We start from the raw sequence: 20,543 nt of genomic DNA on the forward strand, positions 1-20,543 counted from the left end.
GGAGCTTTCCCGCCCCCAGTACACGCCAACTTCGGATCAGAACGGCAGAACGCTATCAAGCACCTGCTGGCCATATCGCGGCGTCTGGATCTTGGTAAGCTGGCCCCGGCCGCCGTAAGAGATTCTCGCCTCGGCAATCCTGTCATGGGTCACGGTATTATCTTCCAGAATGTCCTGGGGCCTGACGACACCACTGACCAGAAGCTGGCGCAGCTCACCATTGATCCGGACTTCCTGACGGGCGACGACCACAAAGTTGCCGTTCGGAAGGACCTGGGTAATCGTTCCGGCCAGGGTCAGGGTGACGGTCTCGTTCCTTCGGATCGAGCCTGCGGCAAGATTGGCGCTGGCGCTACTCGTGCTGAGCGCATCCGAGTTGGTCAGGTGAGATACCCCCTTCCCCTTGAAACCAAAGAGGCTGGGAATACCGAAATCCTCTGACCCGCTGCCGCTGGCGGATGTATCGTCCGTCAGGGCGGCGTTATCGGCGATCTCGACCTTGATGGTAAGAAGGTCGCCAGCCTGCGAGGCCCGCTGATCCTTGAAGAAGGCCCGGCTTCCCGGCCGCCACAGGCTTCCGACTTCGGTCGGTGGGGCCTGAAGGGGTGGCATGGGCATGGTCACGGGCCGATAATCAGGCGCCTGTGTCGGGTCGGATGTTTTGGTCATGCGGGGCGGATGGCCCATCTCGCTGATTTCCGACAGGCCTGAACACCCGGACAGGCACAGCAACCCGGTCATTATCGCGCCAGACAGGCGGTGTTTGGTCAAGAGAGTTCTCCAGATCATTATCGGTTACCGGAGCGATAAATTCGCCCGCGTATTTGCGCGGCTGGATGTGGCCAGACGGCGTAACGTGTTCGGATCGGAAGGAACCGCGGCCGATCCGGTCTCGATCTCGATCTGTGACGGCCCTGCCACCCGGCCGGTCACAACCATATTGCTCGACAGATTGAGGGCCCTCACGTACTGACCGGCCCCGCCGTCTTCCAGAGCTTTTCCAGTCGCCGTCAGCCGAATTCCGGGCACGATGTAAACGATCAGGATGGGATCGCCCTTATGCATGAGGATGGTCCGGTGCAGATCGCGGTCCAGAACAGGCTCTCCGGTCGTGGCATCATGCAGGAGCGTCATGCCATCCACCTCGGTTTCATCGGTGAATATCCTTCCCGATGTGTATTCGGTGCTGGACTCCCCGATACGTACATCCTGTGGTGAGATCACCGATCCCGCGGCCATGGGGTGGGAAAAGACAAGCGTGGTCTGTGAGGCATGGACGGTCCCGATCAGCAGGAATGAATCCTGCGTGACATCCCCGATGGGATGGGTCCGGTAGACCGTGGCCGAAAAACGCCCGGATTTCTGGTCCCAGTCCACATCGGTCATGATGACCGGATTACGGTCATCCGGTGCGACGATCATGGGATGAAAGTCGACAAGATCAATGGAAACAGGGCCGCTGCCAACGTCGGGCACGCTTTTCCTTATCAGGTCGATAAAAAAATCCCTGTCCAGGACACGGCCTGAACGTGTGACTGTCGCCAGCGCCGATGGCGACTGGTCAAGCCAGTCAACGCCATACTGATCGGCAATGGCGATCAACTGCCGCCCGCCCACATGGATGCTGCCACCCGGGGCCGGGGCCGGTCCCAGCACGCGGTCCTGACCGGGATCCAGATCGGCAAACAGATCCGACAGTTTTACATTATCGGTAGTGACGATAGAGGTGTTCCGCAGCGTTGCCGCCGATCCGCCTGAAATGTGTAAAGTCACGATGCCCGCGGCGATCGCTACGGCGACTGCTGCCCGCACGCGCATGTTATTTCAGGTTTGTCAGCGTCTGAAGCATTTCATCGGAAGCGGTGATGACCTTGCTGTTCATTTCATATGCACGCTGGGCGGTGATGAGATCCGTGATTTCGGTCACCACGTTGACGTTGGATTCTTCCACAAAACCCTGACGGATGGACCCGAACCCCGTGCTCTGCGGGGTGCCGGTGATCGGGTCACCGGATGATGTCGTGGCCTCGAACAGGTTCTGACCCATCGCGGCCAGACCATTCTCGTTCTGGAAGGTGATGAGCTGGATCTGACCGGCAACCTGCGCCGTTGTCGTGCCCGACACGGTGTACTGAACCTGCCCGGTCTGATCCACCGTGATGTTTTCGGCGTTGTTCGGCAGGGAAATATCGGGGCTGAGGGGATAGCCATCCGCCGTAACGATGGTGCCGTCATCCGACAGGGAGAAGGTGCCGTCACGGGTATAGGCATATTCACCCGAGGGCAGCGTCACACGGAAATAGCCCCGGCCCTCGATGGCCAGATCGAGCGCGTTGCTGGTCTGCTCAAGCGTGCCCTGTTCGTTGATCCGGTAAATCCCCGCGGTGCGGACACCAAGACCGATCTGGGCGCCAGCCGGCACAAGGTCGCCCGTATCGGAACTCATGGTTCCGACACGGCGGAGATCCTGATAGATGAGATCCTGAAATTCGGCACGACGGCGCTTGTAGCCCGTGGTCGTCATGTTGGCGATGTTGTTGGAAATCGTCTCAACATTCGCGGTCTGGGCCTGCATGCCCGTACCGGCGATATCAAGGGAACGCATCATGGGCGGACAGGCCTCCGGGGTGTGCTGCACTTTTCATGGCCATCCATCACGATCATCGACGATGGAATGACATGCCATGCATATATAGCCGGATCACATCCGCGCCATGCATGCTTGAGATACAGGTAAAACCACGTTACGGTCATGGCAAGGCATTTTCTGAAAAGATGGGTACCGGATTGACGCCGGCAGGATGTGGATATGCAGGCATGCCTGGAATCTTGCCGTTCCGTCGCTGATCCAATATCATTGCCCGATCGCCAGAATTTCACGGCGCGCCCGTTGTGGCGCGGCAGCCGGGACGGGCTGGCGTGGTGATCGGCCGCTTGTCGTAAACGCGTGCCCCTGCTGGAGACAGACGCTTGGAGAACACGACATATATCGCCCTGTCGCGTATCGATACGCTGACACGTGCTCTCGATGTGGCCGCCTCGAACCTGGCCAACGCCAATACGGACGGGTTCAAGGCGACACGGCAGATTTTCTCGGACTACCTCGTTCACCAGAAGGGCAGCCATGAAGTGCCCGGGGGCCGGGACGAGGCGTTCACGCAGGATCTGGCCACCTACCAGGACCATATGCAGGGGGCATTGCGGCAGACGGGAAACCTGACGGATTTCGCCATCAATGGCGAAGGCTACTTTTCCGTACGTACGGCGCAGGGCGTGCGGCTGACCCGTAATGGGCAGTTCCACCGCCGGGTGGATGGAACGATTGTCGATGGAGCCGGGAACCCCCTTCTTGACCGGCAGGGCCAGAATATCGTGGTCGCGCAGCAGGATGATATCGTATCGGTCGCATCGGACGGAACAATATCGACCGAAGATGGACGAATCGCGAACATTGGCATCGTAACCGTTGACAACCTTAACACCCTGCAGCCGGAAGGTGACTATCTGCTCAAGCCCACGACCCGTACCCATGCCGTGGCGCAGACGGAAATACGGCAGAGGATGCTTGAATCCAGCAACGTGAATTCCATCAGCGAAACCACGCGTATGGTCGAGATCCAGCGCGATTACGACCTGAATTTCCAGCTCGTGCAGACGGAATCCACCCGTTACATGAACGCGATCGACAAGATCACCGCCCAGCCGAGCACCTGATACGGGCGTATCGTTTTCAAAGCAGGCCGATATATGGGTAATCCGGCCTGTCTTCCCCTGCTTTCCAAGCGCCGCCAGAATGCAATAGGCCTTGTAATCAGCCCTGCCGCCCGGCATACATTGGTCTGGTTACATGGGAATACATGGCCGTGACCGGCGTGCGGGGAATGACATGGATCTGGGATCATCGCTATCAATAGCCAATAGCGGACTGAGCGCGATTGATTATGAGCTGGCCGTAACGTCCCAGAACGTTTCCAATTCGGGAACGTCGGGATATGTCAGCGAAACGGCCAATGTCTCCTCGGCCGTGGCGGGTAACAGCGGAACAGGTGTCCGGGTCGCCGCGACGACCCTGAATGTGAACACGGCGCTGCAGACCGCGCTGTACAACCAGAATGCCCAGGTCGCCTCCTATACGGCGACAAGCAACTCGCTTGCCGCTGTCTCGGCCCTTCAGGGTTCGACATCGGCGGATTCAGGCAGCACGGATACGCTTTCCGACCTGATCGGTAATGTACAGAGCGCCCTGACGACACTGACCTCGACCCCGCTGGACAGTTCCGCCCAGGCGAGCGTCATCTCCAGTGCGCAGTCCCTCACCTCCTCCATCAATACGCTTTCCACGACCTACACACAGCAGCGCCAGAGCGCGGAAGACAACGTGGTTTCCACGGTCTCCACCATCAATTCGGATCTGACGAATATCGGCGCGCTGTCCAAGCAGATCATGAGCCTCAAGGCGAGTGGCGCGGATACGGCCGATCTGGAGAACCAGCGCCTCGGGATCATGACCGACCTGTCTTCCGAACTGTCGGTGACATTTTCCGAAACCTCGAATGGCGACATGGTTGTCCGGACCGCGGACGGGACCGAGCTTCCCACCCGTCCGGACCAGATGGGGCAGAGCGATACGAGCGTTACCCTTCCCAGTTCGACATGGCCACTCTCCACGTCCGATATGTCCCTCACAACAGCGGATTACTACAGCGCCGGAGACTCCTCCTCGCAGATTCCCGGGATTACGCTGGGGGGTAAGGACATCACCTCCCACCTTACGGGCGGGACGCTGGGGGCGAACATCACGCTGCGCGATGTGACCTATCCACAGATGCAGGCCCAGCTTGACTCACTCTCTTCCACGCTGGCCACACGGTTCAACAGCGCCGGGCTTGAGCTGTTCACGGATGGAACCGGTAATCTGCCGTCATCCAATACGACACAGGAAACCCCGGCGGGCATAGTTGGCCTGTCATCGACGCTGAGCGTCAATTCGACATATGTGGATACCCCTTCAAAGCTGACAACAGATAGCAGCACGGGGACGACGGGCGATATAACTGCCATTACCAATGTCCTGAGCACGGCATTCGGAACCAGCACGGATGATGTGAGCGGCAGCCTGGAGGCGCCGTCTGCTGATCTGGGGCCGACGGGATCGTTGTCCACCGGATATTCGGGAACGCAGGGTCTGGTTGCCCTGGCGACCTCCCTCACATCCAATCAGGCATCGACCATTTCTCAGGCCACTGATGGCCTAACCTCTGCCACATCGGTCCAGACGACATTGCAGACCAGTGTCTCCAATGTTTCCGGCGTGAACGTGGATAATGAAATGTCAAAGATTGTCTCACTGCAGAATGCCTATACCGCCAATGCCAAGGTCATAACCGCAGTACAGTCGATGTTCACCGCACTACTCGACGCGATCGACTAGGCAGGGAGGGAAAGACAGTCATGAGCACTTCCGTAGGGCAATATGGTGATTCCGGCGCGTTTCTGATCCTCGACGCCGGGATCGACAGTATGACACAGACCCAGGAGACCCTTTCGTGGGAGACTTCGGCGGGTACGCTGTCGGAAACCTATGCCGGGCTTGGTTCGAACCGGACCGCCGCCCTGAGCATCACCCCCCAGATTACGCAGGTTGCGGCCTGGCAGAGTAACATCACCACCGCGCAGAACAGCCTGACCGTCTCGTCCACTGCGCTCAACCAGATCGTTTCCCTGGCCCAGACCCTGGATACGAATATTCTCAGCATCACCGGATCCTCAACGAGTTCCACGGTCTCGTCCGTAGCCACCGAGGCCCAGTCCGCGCTGACGGATCTTGCCACCACACTCAATACTTCGGACGGTACGGGGTACGTCTTTGCCGGGCAGGATTCAACCGAACCCCCGATCACGAACGCCAGTTCGCTTGCCAGTGGCTCACTGGCGACCGCCATCGCCGCATCCGTCAGCACGCTCGGCACATCTGGCGCGTCATCCGTCATGACGGCGGCCACGAATGCGGCGAACAGTGACATAAGTTCGGTTTTCTCCTCCAGCCTGACCAGTCTTTCCGGGGATGAGACCATTACGGAGAAGGCGGCCTCCCTTCAGAAATCGGTTCTGACGGGGAGCAATACAGCAACCGAAGTGGGGGTTGTCGCGACACAGGGGAGTGGTCTGGCTTCGAGCTCGCCCTCCACCGGTTCTCCCATCTATGACCTGATGCGCGATATGATGGTTGTCTCTTCCATGTCTGGCATGTCGAGTTCGACCAGCGGCTATTCCGATCTGGTCAGCCAGTTGCACACGTCCCTTCAGAGCACGATTGCACAGCTTACGGATATGGAATCGTCAGTCGGTGTGACACAGGATAACCTGACCTCACAAACGACTCTCCTGTCGAGCATGCAAAGCATGATGAAAACGCAGCTTTCAAACGCACGGGATGCGGATATTGCCTCGGTCGCGACCCAGACATCCGCTCTCAACACCCGATTGCAGGCGTCCTATACCCTTGTCTCGGACATGAAGAACCTGTCTCTGGCGAACTATATCTGATTATTGCGGAAGTCTGGCCTGTCCTCTCCTGATCGGGAAAGGACAGGCCACCGAATTTTGCCTTTATGTGGGCATAGGTATCCGCCCCAGAAAATCTGTACAACAACAACTCATTGATAAGAAACAATAAAAGTTTTTGGGTGTCGCCTTTTTTCAAAAAGGCGACGTCTTCCTGAAGCTTTTTGAAAAAAGCTTCACCAACAACTTCCTTACCAGTATCCACCGATCACATGACGCGGCTGATTGCCGCCCGGGTCGGCGTTGGACGACCACGCGCTCCAGTCCCATAAAGCCGTATCACGCCTGTTTTCTGCCGCCATCTCCCGCAAATCCAGCAAAAACTGCGAGGATTTCTTTCCCTTCGTGTTGGATGCGCTGACCAGTCCGGTCAGCGTCCGGTACGCGGCTTCCGATCCCATATAGACGCAGCCACACCCGATCGGATCGGCGTAAAGATAGATAAGCCCCGTGGGAGAGGGACGATATGTTACCTGCCCCGGGGGCAACGTGTTCATCATGGCATAGCGTGCCGTCGTATCCCCCGGATGGGCAATGAAGCCAGCCCGTGACAGTGTCGTGCCCTCGTCCAGATACGGCTTGGCTGGCGCCCCGCACCCCGCCAGACTGGCGGTGAGGAACGCGGCCATGGCCGCCGTAATGTAGCGCCGCGGTTTCCCGGCCAGGCTGTCGGAAAACTTCTGTGGGGTGAACTGGCTGTCGGGCATGCGGGGAATGGGCCTTGATCTGGTCGGCGGGATCGCTGTCAGGAAACAGGCATCTGCTCCCACAACATGTAGTGGACAGGATACGGTAGAGAAGAATGAATAAAAAGTCCCGTCTGGGGCCGCATGGGGCAAGCCCGCCCCCCGCTGCCTGAGGTCCGTGTTCCCCTGACGCTGACTATGTGATACGATCAGCTAAAATTTGCATGCTGATTTTTTGCCAGAGCGCCGGGTACTGCGTGCGGACCACGAATGAAGGATTGAACTGATGAGCATCAGCAATGTCTCTCCAGTGTCCCTGTATCTTAGCGCCGAGAAGGATGAAGCACCGCGGCGGCGACCTATGCAAAGACGGACGCCACGGTTACCCGCGAAGTCTCCAGCTTCGAGAAGGACGCGCCCTCCATCACATCGGCGGACGGTCTTCTCAAGAATTATTCAGCATTGCAGGTGGTTCTTGGCGCCTATGGTCTCAGCTCCATTTCCGGGGAGACGGCGCTGGTCAAGGATCTGTTGACGCAGGATCCTACCTCTTCCAAATCGCTTGCGAAGTCATCGGGCAATGCGACCTGGCTCGCTTTTGCCGATGCGTTCAGCACATGGGGCTCAAATGGCGGAACGGCGAGTGCGACGCCGTTCACGTCGGATACGATCAGCTCGATCGTGTCAAAATTCGAATACAGCGAGTACGAAGACGACGATCAGAATCAGGATACCGGGGTAGGCAACGCGCTCTATTTCACCCGGACGATGACCAGCAGCACGACCCTGTCACAGATCATGTCGGATTCAACATTGCTGAAAGTGGTGGAGACGGTTTCCGGTTACGACCCTGACCAGTTTGGTGTGCTTGATTACGACGAGCAGGTCGCTCTGCTGAAGAACAAGGTCAACCTGACGGACTTCTCTACCTCGGACGGGATCCAGAGATATGCCGAGCAGTATCTCGCCATGCTTCAGATCAATCCGCAGACACCGGATAAACCGACGACCATGCTGGACCTGTTTGGTGGGGATAACAGCGATGAAGGGATCATTGCGTTGTTTGACACGAATGGTTCCTCGTCCTCATCCGGCAGCATCTATTCCGGGCTCTTTTAGGTTTTGAATGACGGGACTGACATGTCCGGACCGGGGCCTGCGGGTTCCCGGTGCAGGTAACCTCAATGAGTGACGAAACAGCCGCCGCGTCTCCGTTTGTCGAGATGATGGCTGGTGTGCCCGGCATTATGGAAGCGATCCGGGGGGTCGTGGCAACGCCACGGCATGATGTGCCCATCGGTGTTCTCGAAGGTCAGGTAACAGGGCTTTCCGGCCTGTCCGTCTCCCTCAGCGGGCTGGCGGACTTTACCGGCGTGGGTGACCGCGTATCCATTCTCGGTCTGGACGGCCGTAAGACCGATGCGGAAATCGTCGCCTTTCGTGGCGAGACGGCCATCGCCATGCCTTATGGATCACTGGAAGGGATCGGCTCCGGCTGCCGGGCGACATTCAGTCTGTTCGATCCGGCCGAAAGAACACGCCGGGCCGGGGGCACCCTGTTGGTCAATGATGGCTGGCAGGGGCGGGTTATTGACCCGATGGGCCGCCCCGTGGATGGAAAGGGCCCGCTACCCCCGGACGGAACGCCGCAACGCCTGCATGCCCCGCCGCCAGAGGCCGCGCGCCGGGCGCGACTAGGCCCCCGTATTGATCTTGGGGTACGGGTGCTCAACCTGTTTACAACCTGCCGCCAGGGACAGAGGCTAGGGCTGTTTGCAGGCTCCGGCGTGGGAAAGTCCACCCTGATGGGCATGCTTGCCCGTTATACGGCCTGTGATGTCGCGGTGATTGCCCTGGTGGGGGAACGTGGCCGGGAGGTCCGGGAATTCATCGAGGATGATCTCGGCCTCGAGGGGCTGGCCAGATCGGTTGTCGTTGTCGCGACATCGGATTCCTCCCCGCTCATGCGCCGGGAAGCCGCCTATACCGCCATGGCCACGGCCGAATATTTTCGCGATCAGGGAAAGTCCGTCCTCATCCTCATGGACAGTGTCACCCGGTTCTGTCAGGCCCTGCGTGAAATCGGCCTGTCATCGGGTGAACCACCCGCGACCCGTGGTTATCCCCCAAGCGTATTTGCCGAACTTCCGCGCCTTCTGGAGCGCGCGGGCCCCGGCGCTGTCGGCCCGGATGGAAAGGCCGGCCAGATCACGGCCATGTTCTCGGTCCTGGTTGAAGGCGACGACCACAACGAACCGGTTGCCGATGCTGTCCGTGGTATTCTTGACGGTCATGTTGTCATGGAGCGCCGGATCGCGGAAGCTGGCCGCTACCCGGCGGTCAATGTCCTGCGCTCCCTGTCGCGCACCGTGCCCGGATGCAACTCCCCCGAGGAAAACAGGCTCGTGCAGGAAGCGCGGGCCGACCTTGCCACATGGGATGAAATGCAGGACATGGTCCGTCTGGGCGCCTACCGCGCGGGAAACGACCCCAAGGTGGACAAGGCCATTCGCGTGGCGCCCGCCATTGAAGAGGTGCTGAAGCAGGGGCGCAACGAAAGAGCCACGCTGGCCGAAAGCTTTGATGCATTGGCCCATGCCCTTGCACCGCCGTCCCCGGCTTCGTGATGGACGCCAGAACGCGGGCGTTACAGGCCCTGATCCGACTCAGGCAGACGGAAGTGGATCAGGCGAAAAGCGCATTGTCCGAAGCGATGAGCAGGGAAAACGCCGCCATCGCCCAGGTGGAAAGACAGCGCGCCCTCATCGAGAGCGAGCAGGTCAAGGCGGTTTCCGGACAGGTCGCGATGGATGATTTCCGCGCATGGCTGCCAGCGGGAAAGGAAGCCGTCGAACGGGCCCGGCAGGCCCTGATCCCTGTCCGGCAGGCATCCGATCAGGCGCGTGAAGCCCTGATACAGGCCAATGCGGCCCAGAAAGCCGCACAGGCGATCATGGATAGGCGGCTGGCGGAAGAAAAGGAAACCCTCGCCCGCCGCGAACAGGCCGAAATCGACGATCTTTCCCGGCGGAACAAAACGACCTGACCGCCGGCCCATGGCGATATCGGTTTCGTAACGGGGCGGCCGAAGGCCCGGAACATGTCGCGCATTTCGCCCGCCGTTTTACAGGAGGCAGACCCGGTCCATTATAATTCCTGTTCCTGCGGCGACTTTATTGCGGCCTTCGACAGGTTTGATCCTTGAGAAAGTGGAGAGTGCCCGCTATCGCTCTCTTAAAAGAGAGCGCAATATAATCGTATTTGGGACAATCCGATTATATCGATGGCCAGGAGCAATTGGGAAAGTACATGCAACAGACACAGCAGCCGGATACGAAGATATTTATCGCCACGCCATGTTTCGGTGGCATGGTCACGCAGGAATACATGGAATCCATAGTCGCCTGCGCCAGCGTCCTGCGGGTTCCGATGACCCTCTCCCTGCTGGGTGACGACGCATGATTTCCCGGGCCCGCAACACCCTGCTGCACAAATTCCTCGTGTTGTCCGACGCCTCCCATATCCTGTTCATCGATGCCGATATCGGCTTCCCGGCGGAAGCGCCCGCCCGGCTTCTGGCGGCCGACAAGGATCTCATCGCCGGCCTTTACCCAATCCGGGACCGGTTCTGGGACAAGGCGACGCAGGAAAACATGCTGCATGGTGAATCACAGGAAACCGCGTCCCTGCGCTATGTGGGCGAGACGGAAGCCATGCATCAGACCTGGGAGAAGGGCCCCCTTCTCAAAACCCATTATGCCGGGACGGGCTTCATGATGATCAGCCGCAAGGCGGTCGCCATGATGGTCAAGAGCTACCCCGAAACGGCGTACCGCCGCATCGACGCGCCCGGCAGCGAGGGGAATGGCCTTTATCATGCCCTGTTCGATGGCAGCATCGACCCCGATACCGGAACCTATCTGAGCGAGGATTTCACCTTCTGCCGCCGCTGGCGCGAAATCGGGGGAGAAGTCTGGGTGGATACTTCCCTCTCCCTGACGCATGCTGGACGCGCCTCATTCCGTGGCAACCCGTCGTGTCGCGTCGGTACGGCACAATACAAGGGCGCATGAGACAGCGATAGCACCATATGGCAAAGAACGATAACCATCCCATCATAATCAAACGGGGTGATGACGAAGAACAGGGTGGACATCACGGCGGCGCATGGAAGATTGCCTACGGCGATTTCATGACCGCCCTCATGTCGTTCTTCCTTGTCATGTGGCTGCTCAACGCGACCACCGACGAGCAGCGCGCGGGTATTGCGGCCTTCTTCAATCCCATGGCGGAAAAGGGGGCCCACCTCCAGTCCACGGATGCGATGCTGGACGTTGATCCCTCCCCCTTACGGGCGGCACTGTGGTCCGGCGCGTCATAGATGGCAAAACGGTGGAACCGGAACAGAATGGTGACAAAGGGGGGCGTGATACCCCCCAGACATCGCTGCCGGACGGGAGCAGTTCCGATGACATTACGCGCGGCATCAAGACGCAGCTTACCCCTTCCTCTCCCGCGATCATACCGATCGGGGGGCCACAGAGCGGCGCGGCCAAGAGCGTAGGCTACGTGGGCGCGGAAAACCCGGTGGCGGCGGCGTACGAACAGGCCAGGATCGCGCAGATGGCCGCGGGCCTGCAGAAGGCGGTTCAGGAAAACCCTGAACTCAAGGCGTCCGCTCCCAACATGTCCGTTCATGTCGAACGCGACGACATCCGTATCGAGCTGCACGACGCCAGTAACGCGCCGATGTTCGATAGCGGATCGGCCGCCCCCAACCGCCTGGGCAGCCAGATGCTGGCGCAGATCGGCGCCTGGCTCGCATCCATGCCCGAACGCATATCCATTATCGGTTATACCGATGCCGCTCCCTATCGGGATGGGAACAGCAAATGGGGCATGTCCAACTGGACCCTCTCCGCGCTGCGGGCCGATCATGCCCGGGAAGTGCTTGTGCGCTCCGGTTACCCGGATCGTAACATTCTGGATGTATCCGGCCGCGCGGACCGGGATCTGGCGATCCCGTCCGACCCGTCTGCCGCCGGGAACCGCAGGGTCGTGATCATCCTGCACAAACGCTATCCTGACCCGGAAACCAGCATTACGCCTGATACCGGCGCCAGCCCCTTCCGGCATCGGCTCCGGCAGCGGCACCGGCGCAGACCGGCGGGAAAACAGGCGCGGGAGCGCCGAAATAAACAGGGCCAGCTCCCGGCGGAATGGGGGTTCCTTACTATCAAAGCCGAAAAATGTTGCGTAGAAAGACTGTAAAGCGCCGTTGGGGGAACCTCTGCCATGCGGCCCAAGTGGATGAAAGTGGAGACTGCTAAATGCTTTTCCTCGGGGGGCTCTTCTTTGCGCTGCTCTGTGTCTTTGGTTCGTTCGTAGCGTCCGGTGGGGCGCTGGCGCCCCTGGCCAAGTCCATGCCCTTCGAACTGCTGACAATCGTTGGCGCGGCCCTTGGAATATTCGTGATGGGCAATTCCAAGGAGGCGCTCAAGCAGGCGCCCGGCTACCTGAAACTGACGCTCCACGGCGCGCGGTATGACAAGGCGGCCTATCTTGAGCTGCTGGTCACGCTTTTCCGCTTCACGCGCCTTGCGCAGGCCAAGGGCAACATGGCGCTGGAAGAGCATATCGAGAACCCGGCGGAAAGCAGCATCTTCGCCATGTCCCCCGGCGTCCGTGACGACATAGAAGTTCGCAACATGATCTGCGACTATCTCCGCCTGGTCAGCCTCAACATGGGAGACGCCTATCAGCTTGATGAAGTGATGGCGCGTGAGCTCAAGAAGAACATCACGGAAAAGCTGCACATGTCGGAGTGTCTGCAGAGCATCGCGGACGCTGCCGGCGCTGGGTATCGTGGCCGCCGTGCTGGGCGTGATCAAGACGATGGCGTCAATCAGCAAGCCCCCCGCCATTCTGGGCGCCATGATCGGTGGCGCGCTGGTGGGCACCTTCCTTGGCGTGCTTCTGTCCTATGGTGTCGTGGCCCCACTGGCGGGAAGGATGCGCGATGTGATACTGCAGGATGGTCGTTACCCTGATATTATCAGAATCGTTCTCGTGGCCCATCTGCAGGGTAATCCGCCCCAGGTCAGTGCGGAAATCGGGCGCAAGGATATACCGCACGCTTCATGCCTACGTTCAGTGAACTTGATTCCATTCTTTCGGAATCAACAAACCCGCCGACAGGCACGGCCTGACCGGATGGGAATGCAGCCAGGAGCACGGAGTATCTGATGGGTATTACGGTGGCGAAAGCGTCGCGCATTCCCAACCCGGCACAGGAAACGCCCCAGTCGACCCGGCTGGGCACCCCGACATCGCAGAAGTCCGGAACCACGACGACCTCATCCTCCTCCACTTCCAGAAAGCGGAGCGGGAAGGAAAAAAATACCTTCGGGGCCATGATCCGGGGTCTCTCCGGCCAGGGCGATGGCGAGGGACAGGAAACGCATGGCCGCGCCAGTACCAGCGGAACCGCCAATGCGGCAGCAATGACATCGGACCCGTCAACGCAGGACAGTCACGTAAAATCATCTTCCAAGCAGGCTGGTCAGACCTCTGGCGCACAGGAAAAAGCCGGTACGCAGGATGGCACATCCATCGCGGCCACACAGTTTTCCCTGCCAACACAGACGGATGATACCCCTGCCCCCACACTGGCGAAAGACACCACGTCGGGCTTGATGGAGATCAGGACCAGTCATCCGGCACCACCGACCCCACGACGGATATGAGCCTGCAGGTACAGGGCATGCAGGCATGGCCCGCGCTCATGCTGGCCCAGACGGTCATGCCCGCGCAGACCACGGCCCCACAGGGGCAAAAGCCGGTTGGAACATCCAGTTCATCGGCTACCGGTACGGCGGCGGCTTCCACCATGACATCGGGAAGCGTGCAGACAGGGAGCATGCTGTCCGTCACTGCCGCGCTGGATACCATACTGGCGGCCCTGTCTTCCGCCAGCCCGGCGCAGTCCGCGCCATCCGCCCAGACCATGCCGGGCGCCACGCCGTCCTCCCTGTCTCCGGCCACCGTCGCGGATGGGAGTGTCACCCCACGCGCGAAACAGACACAGATTGCGTCCGTGTCCATTCCGGCTACGAACAGCCTCCAGCCCACACAGGATTCCAGCACGGGCACGGATACAGTGTCCGCCTCGGCCCCGACGGAAATGGACACCTTGCTGGCCTCTATCGGGCAGCAGGCAACGGCTCCGGTGATGTCCCAGGGGAGTGCCGTGTCTTCCCCCCTGTCCGGCAGGACTTCCCCGGCCGCGCTCTCAACGTCATCTTCCGCTACCACGCCAGTTGCCGTATCGGCCCAGCCCGCGCAGGCCAGTGATGGCACGACAACGCCGCAGCAGTCCCAGACAGCAGGCGTAAGCAATATTACGGTGGAAACGTCCGCCCGTGCGGACAGTCGCGACAGTCTGGCGTCATTGGCCACCTCACCAGATCACACGGCATCGGCTGGATATAATGCCGTCACGGCCCCGACGGATGGGGCCGGGATTGTGGCGGGCACGGAACATCAGGGAAATGGCCTGTCCGACCATTCCGGAACATCCGAAGGTGAACGGGGCGATGACGCGCAGCAGCAGGCAGGCACCGCGTCACCCGCTTCCATGACCCTTTCCACCGACCTTTCCGCCCCGAGTGCATTCACTCTCGAACATGCGGGGCAGACAACGGATACCCAGTCGGTCCAGGCGCAGACCCAGACGGATGAGGAAGATGAAGCAGGAAACCAGATCCTGTCTTCCCCCGGGATTTCCCGCTCCGCCGATGGCCAGACCTCTGTTTCCATGACCATCATGACGGCTGATTCCACGCCGGTTCATGTCCGTCTTGAAGGGACCGACGGCATCACGACAGGGATCGTCCTGCAAAGCGAGGATGAAGCGACGGCCCGCCATCTTGCCACCAACAGGCATGAACTGGTGACGGCGCTGGGCGCGACCGGCATGGAAGTCGGCAACCTGAAGATCGATGTTGTCGCCGCCACCGATAATGGCGCCAACCTGACCGATCAGGCGCCAGTGGCGATGCCGGGTATGATGGCAGCGCTTCAGGGGGCATGTCCGGCAACGGGGCCGGACAGAATGGGGGGCAGTCATTCCAGGGCAGTGCGTGGGGGAGTGGTTTTGTCTCCCCGGCCCAGGGGGGAGTTGACATTGAAGGCGGCGCCAGCAATGCAACCACAGGGGCTGGCCGCACATACGCCGGAAAAGGGATCAACATTACCGCATGACCCGAATGGTGGGAGTGGTAACAGGAAGGAAAAGAGGCAATGACGACGTCGTCCATCAGCAGTGAGAGCCAACTTCTCCAGGCGGCGGAATCGTCTGCCAAAAGTTCAGCCAACACGGCTGCGGCCAGCGCCAGCAGCAGCACGAGCACCTCGGCCAGCAGTTCCACGGCGGCCCTGTCCTCCCTGGCTGATAATTACACCACGTTCCTGACCCTGCTGACGACGCAGCTCAAGAACCAGGACCCGAGCAGCCCGATGAGTACCGATACCTTTACATCGGAACTTGCGCAGTTTGCCGGAGTGGAACAGCAGGTCGAGACGAACCAGAACCTCGCGACCCTGATTTCCCTGAATGAAGACAGCCAGATGACGTCGGACACCAGTCTTGTTGGTCAGACGGCGACTGCGGATTCGACGACGCTGCCCCTCCAGAACGGCTCCGCCTCGCTGAGCTTCAGCGGCACATCCGGTGAAACTGTGGCCATCGCCGTGGCGAATTCTTCCGGCACCATCGTCAAGGACGCCGTGGTTACGGCCAATTCCGGCACCAATACCTGGACCTGGGATGGCACGGACAACAGCGGCAACACGCTGTCGAACGGGGCCTATAGCGTGGCCGTGGAAACGATTGATTCCTCAGGCACCACATCCGCCGTGCCGTTCACGGTAAACGGCACCATCACAGGCGTAACGAAGGGTACTTCTGACATGGAAGTGGAGATGGGTACCGCGGATATTCCGATGTCCGAGGTAACGAATATCTCCGGCAGCAGCAGCAATACGGGCTCCTGATCCCTCACGCACGCGGGTTCAGACCGATAAAAATCTGCGTGCCGCCTTTTTTCAGGAAGGCGGCGCTTCCTGAAGCTTTTTGTAAAAAAGCGTCACCGAAAACTTCCTTATGATCTGCGTGATCTCTCAAGGACTGGCTTTTTAGCCAATCCTTGATGGATCTCAGACTTCGCAGATACCTTCAGGCGGGTAATGTCAGGAGCCTTTTGGCCAGCATGGGCGCGCTCAGCGTGGCCAGTCCGCCCACGACCGCCGATGAACATCCGGCATAGGTCAGGGTCAGCCCACAGGCGGCGGCCGTGACGATACCACCAATCCGGCCCGCCTGATCCATTCGGGTCGCAATCATTGTCAATGCGCCGGACTGGGCGAAGGCCGCGCCGATATCGGCCGATTCCTCGGCATCCATCCCCGCGGGCAGGACAAGAGTGAGTTCAGCGCCGATGCTTTCCACCATCCGCATCATTCTGGCCATGCTGACAGGGGAATAGACGCACACCCCGGGCAGGTCGAGCAGCAATGGCTGCCCCTTGCGCCGCTGGCTTACCGCATCCACCAGCGCATCGGGTGTCCCGACCTGAATGACGGGGATTCTGAATGGTTTGAGAAGGGCCGCGAGCTTCTCGAAATCCCCGGGGTTCTGGTCACAGATCACCACATAGGGGAGCGGTACATCCTTGCCCTGACCGGCCATGACGTAGCGCGCCACGATCTTCGCAAGCGCAAGCGTCTTCCCCCCACCCGAAGGCCACCAAAGGCCAGGGGGGCGGGCCTGTCGATCGGCAGGGTGCCAAACGACAGCAGTTCATCCAGTCCGTTGGCGAGATACCCACCGGACAGGGCAGCAATCAGGGGCTGCGGGATCGCGTGCCACCGGAGCACATCCTCCACCGAAGGACGGATCGGCAGTTCCACCCCGGCGGCATATGTCTCCGCGTTGAGGGAACGCTGCCCCATCCGTTCCAGCGTGCCGCTACCAGCCGCACTGGCCCGCGCCATCCGGCCGCCCCCGGTGTTCGAAACGGACATGGCCTCCCGGCCGGTATCCTGCCGTACACCGGGCGGCCGGGCGTCAGCGACCGGAGCGCCAGCGGTCAATATCCTGCCCTGCGGGTCCGCACTGGCCTGCTCTGTCTGTCCGGGGTCGGTGTTTGGGGCCATGGCCTGCATGCTCTATCGGTCTCTATACTGCCTGCGGTCTTGCATTCACGTGATTGTCGCGACCGTCTTGATGCGGGAACGTGGGTATATCTCGGACTGCGAAAGAACGGAAACCGACGGCCGCACGCGCTCGACGATCGAACGCATGGCGTCACGTACTGGCGTTGAAACAACAATGACCGGCACCTCTCCGGCGGTGGAGACGGTATTGAAGACTTCACGCAGTTTCATGACGAACGTGTTCAGCATGCTCGGTGGCATGGCCAGACGCCGCTCTTCCGCCGGTCCGGTGATATGCGATATGAAATCGGCCTCCCATTCCGGGGAAAGGGTGATCATCGGAATATACCCGGCCGGCCCGATCAGCGCGTTGCATATCTGCCGGGACAGGCGGATGCGCACATGCCCGGTCAGGTTCTGCACGCCGCGCAGGCCAAGGCTGCACCCTTCCTGAATGCTTTCCAGAATGGTCGGCAGGTCACGGATGGAGACACGTTCGGCCAGTAGCGCCTGCAGGACACGCTGGACCGTACTCAGCGGAACCTGGGAAGGAATCAGGTCATTGACCAGCTTCTGCTGCTCACGCGGGAGTTCATCCAGCAGGGACTGGGTGGCGACATAAGTCAGGAGATCCGGCAGGTTCTGCCTGACCATCTCGCTAAGATGCGTGACGATAACACTTGGCGGATCCACTACGGTGCACTTCAGCGCAATGGCCTTGGCCTTGAGTGATGGGGCGATCCATACGGCGGGAAGACCAAATGCCGGTTCCGTCGTCTTGTCACCCGCCAGGGGCGGGGCTCCACCGGACGGGCTTATGGCCAGCAGCCGCCCGGGCTTCACATCGCCGGATGCAACCTCGATTTCCTTGAGCTTGATGACATATCGCTCCGAGGGAAGATGGATGTTGTCCTGTATGCGCACGGGGGGGGTTATGAAACCCATCTCGGTTGCAACGGTACGCCGCAGGGCCTTGATCTGCTCCGTCAACTGCGGGTTTTCGCCGCTGGTCAGGGGCAACAGGCCAAAACCGATTTCCAGCCGCAGGAGGTCGAGCTTCATGACTTCGGAAATCGGCGCGACGGCGGGCTGGGCCGTGACCTCAGTCACATCGCCATCGGCATCCTGAACCGGCGCTTTATAACGCACCCACGCGCCAAAACCCGCGGCGACGGCAATGGCGAGAAAGGGAAAGGCGGGCAGGCCCGGCATGAAGGCAAAAAGGGCCGAGAGCATGCCCGCAATGGCCAGTGGCTTTGGATTGCCACCCAGTTGCCGGACCAGCGTGACATCCGCCGAACCGTCTGTTCCCCCCTTGGTCACGACGATACCGGCGGCGGTCGAAACCAGAAGGGACGGAATCTGCGAGACCAGCCCGTCACCAACCGTAAGCGTGGTGAATGTGCTGGCCGCCTCGCTCAGCGGCATGCTGTGGCGCAGAATGCCGATGGCCAGACCACCGACGATATTGATCGCGGTAATGATGATGCCCGCGATCGCATCACCGCGCACAAACTTGGCGGCCCCGTCCATCGCGCCGTAGAAGGAGCTTTCCTCTTCCAGTTCCTTGCGCTTCTGCCGCGCCACCCGCTCGTTGATCGCCCCGGATGAGAGATCCGCGTCAATGGCCATCTGCTTGCCGGGCATGGAATCAAGGAAGAAGCGGGCCGCCACTTCCGCGATGCGGCCCGATCCCTTCGTGATGACCATGAAATTCACGACCAGAAGAATGCAGAACACGATCCCGCCGATAACGACATCGCCCCCCATCAGGAACCCGCCGAAAGCGGCCACGACGTGACCGGCGGCATAGGTGCCCTCGCTGCCATGGCTGAGGATCAGCCGCGTGGTCGCGATCTCAAGCGAAAGGCGCAGCAGGGTCGTCAGCAGGAGCAGGGTGGGAAACGACGTGAAATCCAGTGGCCGCTCCAGAAACAGCGCCACCATGAGAACAAGCACCGATGACGTGATCGACAGGGACAGCCCCAGATCAAGGATAAACGTCGGCAGCGGCAGGATGAGGATGGAAAGGAGCAGGACGACGCCAAGGGCGAGGCCGATGTCGGTGCCGGGAATAAGCGAACGCCACGGAAGGGACTTCCATCCCCCTTGCGCAGGGCCTCGGCCGAACGGGCCAGCGTGTGCGAGGCGGACGAAAGCTTCAGTCGCGCTGCGGTAGTCCTATCAGTCAGCTTGCTGTCCGCCTGCTTCTTGACTGAGGTGCCATCGGCAGTATTCAAGGACTACATTTCCTTTCGCGCATCCTGGCAACGTGGCGTTTCCGGCGCAGTCTGTCATGGCGATGACCTGTGCGGCCAATGTATCATTCCGGTCGTAAGGCCGTCTTTACGGGGAGAAAGTAACCGTTATCGTCAGTGTTGAGCAAGGCTGGAAAACAGGTGCCATGCACGAAGCGGTATAGCCGGGCGACAGGCCCGTACACCAGTGCCCATCCGGCATTTTTTCAGGGGCGCGGCACGTATGTATCCCCGGCGGATAGATGGATGCCTGTCATAACACGCGACCTCTGTACATTCCCCATGCATCCAGCGTCATCCCCTGCGGCTCCATGGCGGCAGGCGGCCATTCCCAGGCGGGGATTTTCCCCTTTTCCGCTTTAAGCGGTAGCCGGGCCTGACATCCCCCCATACACTCGCGGCAGATCGCGGGAGCCTGGTCTCCACACCAACCATAGGAAACAAGATGCAGAAAACAGACCTGGCGGCATTATGTGACAATGGGGCCCTGGAGCATCTGGATGTTGATATCTGGGGGAAAGCCCTGCTGAAGGATCCTACCCCGAAAAATCTGGCCCTGACGGGAGAGGCCCTTTTCCTGCGGGGCCAATGGCTTGATGCCCTGCGTCTCGCGCTTGAAGTTGTCAATGCCAACAGGAACAACGTCCCGCTGGTCATGGTCGCGGCGGGAATGATAGCCAAGCATACGCCGCGCCACGATATCGTGGCAGCGCTCATGCGCAATGTCCTGCGGTATGATCCGGATAATCTTCAGGCCCGCCTGGCCCTGGCGGACGCATCGTAGCCCAGGGCGACGTTACGGGGGGATGCGCCCTTTACA

The 20,543-nt window shown here is 60.2% G+C and carries 21 protein-coding genes and 1 pseudogene; 15 read left to right on the forward strand and 7 right to left on the reverse strand.

All coding sequences use genetic code 11. The features are described from left to right. Positions 1 to 36: 36 nt before the first annotated feature. Genes flgH through flgG form a run of 3 tightly spaced genes read right to left on the reverse strand, consistent with a single transcriptional unit; the run spans position 37 to position 2,605 of the window. The gene (gene flgH, locus JCM25156_RS00380) at positions 37 to 741 is read right to left on the reverse strand and encodes a flagellar basal body L-ring protein FlgH (protein WP_233059521.1); all 705 of its coding nucleotides are present in this window, start codon (positions 739 to 741) and stop codon (positions 37 to 39) included. A 54-nt stretch (positions 742 to 795) separates the two neighbouring features. Then, the gene (gene flgA, locus JCM25156_RS00385; protein WP_051577434.1) at positions 796 to 1,773 is read right to left on the reverse strand and encodes a flagellar basal body P-ring formation chaperone FlgA; all 978 of its coding nucleotides are present in this window, start codon (positions 1,771 to 1,773) and stop codon (positions 796 to 798) included. A gap of 46 nt (positions 1,774 to 1,819) precedes the next feature. Further along, on the reverse strand, positions 1,820 to 2,605 hold the full coding sequence (gene flgG / locus JCM25156_RS00390) for a flagellar basal-body rod protein FlgG (protein ID WP_025811490.1): 786 nt from the start codon (positions 2,603 to 2,605) through the stop codon (positions 1,820 to 1,822). Positions 2,606 to 2,970: 365 nt separating this feature from the next. Here flgG and JCM25156_RS00395 point away from each other — a divergent pair, with 365 nt between their 5' ends. The 3 genes from JCM25156_RS00395 (at position 2,971) to JCM25156_RS00405 (ending at position 6,546) form a co-directional block, all read left to right on the forward strand. Next, on the forward strand, positions 2,971 to 3,714 hold the full coding sequence (locus JCM25156_RS00395; protein ID WP_025811492.1) for a flagellar hook basal-body protein: 744 nt from the start codon (positions 2,971 to 2,973) through the stop codon (positions 3,712 to 3,714). Between the two features lie 172 nt (positions 3,715 to 3,886). Then, entirely contained in the window at positions 3,887 to 5,431 is a 1,545-nt protein-coding gene (gene flgK / locus JCM25156_RS00400) for a flagellar hook-associated protein FlgK (protein ID WP_025811493.1), read from the forward strand. Between the two features lie 20 nt (positions 5,432 to 5,451). After that, positions 5,452 to 6,546, forward strand: a complete 1,095-nt coding sequence (locus JCM25156_RS00405) for a flagellin (RefSeq protein ID WP_025811495.1) — start codon at positions 5,452 to 5,454, stop codon at positions 6,544 to 6,546. A 209-nt stretch (positions 6,547 to 6,755) separates the two neighbouring features. Here JCM25156_RS00405 and JCM25156_RS00410 read toward each other — a convergent pair whose 3' ends face one another. Next, complete coding sequence (locus JCM25156_RS00410) at positions 6,756 to 7,271, reverse strand: hypothetical protein (protein ID WP_025811496.1); 516 nt, start codon at positions 7,269 to 7,271, stop codon at positions 6,756 to 6,758. A 447-nt stretch (positions 7,272 to 7,718) separates the two neighbouring features. Between JCM25156_RS00410 and JCM25156_RS20315 the strand changes: the two genes are divergently transcribed. The 11 genes and pseudogenes from JCM25156_RS20315 to JCM25156_RS00455 all read left to right on the forward strand — a co-directional run bounded on the left by JCM25156_RS20315 (position 7,719) and on the right by JCM25156_RS00455 (position 16,304). Further along, a complete protein-coding gene (locus JCM25156_RS20315) occupies positions 7,719 to 8,369 on the forward strand; it encodes a DUF1217 domain-containing protein (RefSeq protein ID WP_242402343.1) in 651 nt (216 codons plus the stop codon). A 128-nt stretch (positions 8,370 to 8,497) separates the two neighbouring features. Further along, entirely contained in the window at positions 8,498 to 9,877 is a 1,380-nt protein-coding gene (gene fliI, locus JCM25156_RS00420; RefSeq protein ID WP_051577435.1) for a flagellar protein export ATPase FliI, read from the forward strand. Beyond that, on the forward strand, positions 9,877 to 10,296 hold the full coding sequence (locus JCM25156_RS00425) for a flagellar FliJ family protein (RefSeq protein ID WP_221228931.1): 420 nt from the start codon (positions 9,877 to 9,879) through the stop codon (positions 10,294 to 10,296). The genes fliI and JCM25156_RS00425 overlap by 1 nt, the downstream gene beginning before the upstream one ends. 263 nt (positions 10,297 to 10,559) lie before the next feature. After that, entirely contained in the window at positions 10,560 to 10,712 is a 153-nt protein-coding gene (locus JCM25156_RS32290; protein WP_306301722.1) for a hypothetical protein, read from the forward strand. Next, a complete protein-coding gene (locus JCM25156_RS20320) occupies positions 10,709 to 11,323 on the forward strand; it encodes a hypothetical protein (protein WP_306301723.1) in 615 nt (204 codons plus the stop codon). Before JCM25156_RS32290 ends, JCM25156_RS20320 begins: the two co-directional genes overlap by 4 nt. Positions 11,324 to 11,340: 17 nt before the next feature. Further along, the gene (locus tag JCM25156_RS27330; protein ID WP_034957839.1) at positions 11,341 to 11,631 is read left to right on the forward strand and encodes a flagellar motor protein MotB; all 291 of its coding nucleotides are present in this window, start codon (positions 11,341 to 11,343) and stop codon (positions 11,629 to 11,631) included. Between the two features lie 11 nt (positions 11,632 to 11,642). After that, on the forward strand, positions 11,643 to 12,521 hold the full coding sequence (locus JCM25156_RS26900) for an OmpA family protein (RefSeq protein WP_148299253.1): 879 nt from the start codon (positions 11,643 to 11,645) through the stop codon (positions 12,519 to 12,521). 59 nt (positions 12,522 to 12,580) lie between these two features. Continuing rightward, positions 12,581 to 13,459 (forward strand): annotated as a pseudogene (gene motA / locus JCM25156_RS20335) (flagellar motor stator protein MotA). 36 nt (positions 13,460 to 13,495) lie between these two features. After that, on the forward strand, positions 13,496 to 13,996 hold the full coding sequence (locus JCM25156_RS00445) for a hypothetical protein (RefSeq protein WP_025811502.1): 501 nt from the start codon (positions 13,496 to 13,498) through the stop codon (positions 13,994 to 13,996). After that, on the forward strand, positions 13,993 to 15,555 hold the full coding sequence (locus JCM25156_RS00450; RefSeq protein WP_025811504.1) for a flagellar hook-length control protein FliK: 1,563 nt from the start codon (positions 13,993 to 13,995) through the stop codon (positions 15,553 to 15,555). The genes JCM25156_RS00445 and JCM25156_RS00450 overlap by 4 nt, the downstream gene beginning before the upstream one ends. Next, a complete protein-coding gene (locus JCM25156_RS00455; RefSeq protein WP_025811505.1) occupies positions 15,552 to 16,304 on the forward strand; it encodes a flagellar hook assembly protein FlgD in 753 nt (250 codons plus the stop codon). Before JCM25156_RS00450 ends, JCM25156_RS00455 begins: the two co-directional genes overlap by 4 nt. A gap of 181 nt (positions 16,305 to 16,485) precedes the next feature. Here JCM25156_RS00455 and JCM25156_RS00460 read toward each other — a convergent pair whose 3' ends face one another. Genes JCM25156_RS00460 through flhA form a run of 3 tightly spaced genes read right to left on the reverse strand, consistent with a single transcriptional unit; the run spans position 16,486 to position 19,541 of the window. Then, the gene (locus JCM25156_RS00460) at positions 16,486 to 17,013 is read right to left on the reverse strand and encodes a hypothetical protein (RefSeq protein WP_159104938.1); all 528 of its coding nucleotides are present in this window, start codon (positions 17,011 to 17,013) and stop codon (positions 16,486 to 16,488) included. Continuing rightward, complete coding sequence (locus tag JCM25156_RS00465) at positions 16,956 to 17,474, reverse strand: hypothetical protein (protein WP_025811509.1); 519 nt, start codon at positions 17,472 to 17,474, stop codon at positions 16,956 to 16,958. Before JCM25156_RS00465 ends, JCM25156_RS00460 begins: the two co-directional genes overlap by 58 nt. 36 nt (positions 17,475 to 17,510) lie before the next feature. After that, positions 17,511 to 19,541, reverse strand: a complete 2,031-nt coding sequence (gene flhA, locus JCM25156_RS00470) for a flagellar biosynthesis protein FlhA (RefSeq protein WP_051577431.1) — start codon at positions 19,539 to 19,541, stop codon at positions 17,511 to 17,513. A 627-nt stretch (positions 19,542 to 20,168) separates the two neighbouring features. Here flhA and JCM25156_RS30315 point away from each other — a divergent pair. After that, complete coding sequence (locus JCM25156_RS30315; RefSeq protein WP_242402344.1) at positions 20,169 to 20,507, forward strand: hypothetical protein; 339 nt, start codon at positions 20,169 to 20,171, stop codon at positions 20,505 to 20,507. Positions 20,508 to 20,543: the final 36 nt, after the last annotated feature.

The organism is Komagataeibacter kakiaceti JCM 25156, assembly GCF_000613305.1.

Excerpts from the sequence above, each read along its gene's own strand:
- JCM25156_RS27330 (WP_034957839.1), top strand. The coding sequence starts at position 11,341 with ATGGCAAAGAACGATAACCATCCCATCATAATCAAACGGGGTGATGAC.
- JCM25156_RS00405 (WP_025811495.1), top strand. The coding sequence starts at position 5,452 with ATGAGCACTTCCGTAGGGCAATATGGTGATTCCGGCGCGTTTCTGATC.
- flgK (WP_025811493.1), top strand. The coding sequence starts at position 3,887 with ATGGATCTGGGATCATCGCTATCAATAGCCAATAGCGGACTGAGCGCG.
- flgG (WP_025811490.1), bottom strand. The coding sequence starts at position 2,605 with ATGCGTTCCCTTGATATCGCCGGTACGGGCATGCAGGCCCAGACCGCG.
- JCM25156_RS00465 (WP_025811509.1), bottom strand. The coding sequence starts at position 17,474 with ATGCAGGCCATGGCCCCAAACACCGACCCCGGACAGACAGAGCAGGCC.
- JCM25156_RS00450 (WP_025811504.1), top strand. The coding sequence starts at position 13,993 with ATGAGCCTGCAGGTACAGGGCATGCAGGCATGGCCCGCGCTCATGCTG.
- JCM25156_RS30315 (WP_242402344.1), top strand. The coding sequence starts at position 20,169 with ATGCAGAAAACAGACCTGGCGGCATTATGTGACAATGGGGCCCTGGAG.
- JCM25156_RS00445 (WP_025811502.1), top strand. The coding sequence starts at position 13,496 with ATGGGTATTACGGTGGCGAAAGCGTCGCGCATTCCCAACCCGGCACAG.
- JCM25156_RS00425 (WP_221228931.1), top strand. The coding sequence starts at position 9,877 with ATGGACGCCAGAACGCGGGCGTTACAGGCCCTGATCCGACTCAGGCAG.
- JCM25156_RS00410 (WP_025811496.1), bottom strand. The coding sequence starts at position 7,271 with ATGCCCGACAGCCAGTTCACCCCACAGAAGTTTTCCGACAGCCTGGCC.
- flgH (WP_233059521.1), bottom strand. The coding sequence starts at position 741 with ATGACCGGGTTGCTGTGCCTGTCCGGGTGTTCAGGCCTGTCGGAAATC.
- JCM25156_RS00455 (WP_025811505.1), top strand. The coding sequence starts at position 15,552 with ATGACGACGTCGTCCATCAGCAGTGAGAGCCAACTTCTCCAGGCGGCG.
- JCM25156_RS20320 (WP_306301723.1), top strand. The coding sequence starts at position 10,709 with ATGATTTCCCGGGCCCGCAACACCCTGCTGCACAAATTCCTCGTGTTG.
- fliI (WP_051577435.1), top strand. The coding sequence starts at position 8,498 with ATGGAAGCGATCCGGGGGGTCGTGGCAACGCCACGGCATGATGTGCCC.
- JCM25156_RS32290 (WP_306301722.1), top strand. The coding sequence starts at position 10,560 with ATGCAACAGACACAGCAGCCGGATACGAAGATATTTATCGCCACGCCA.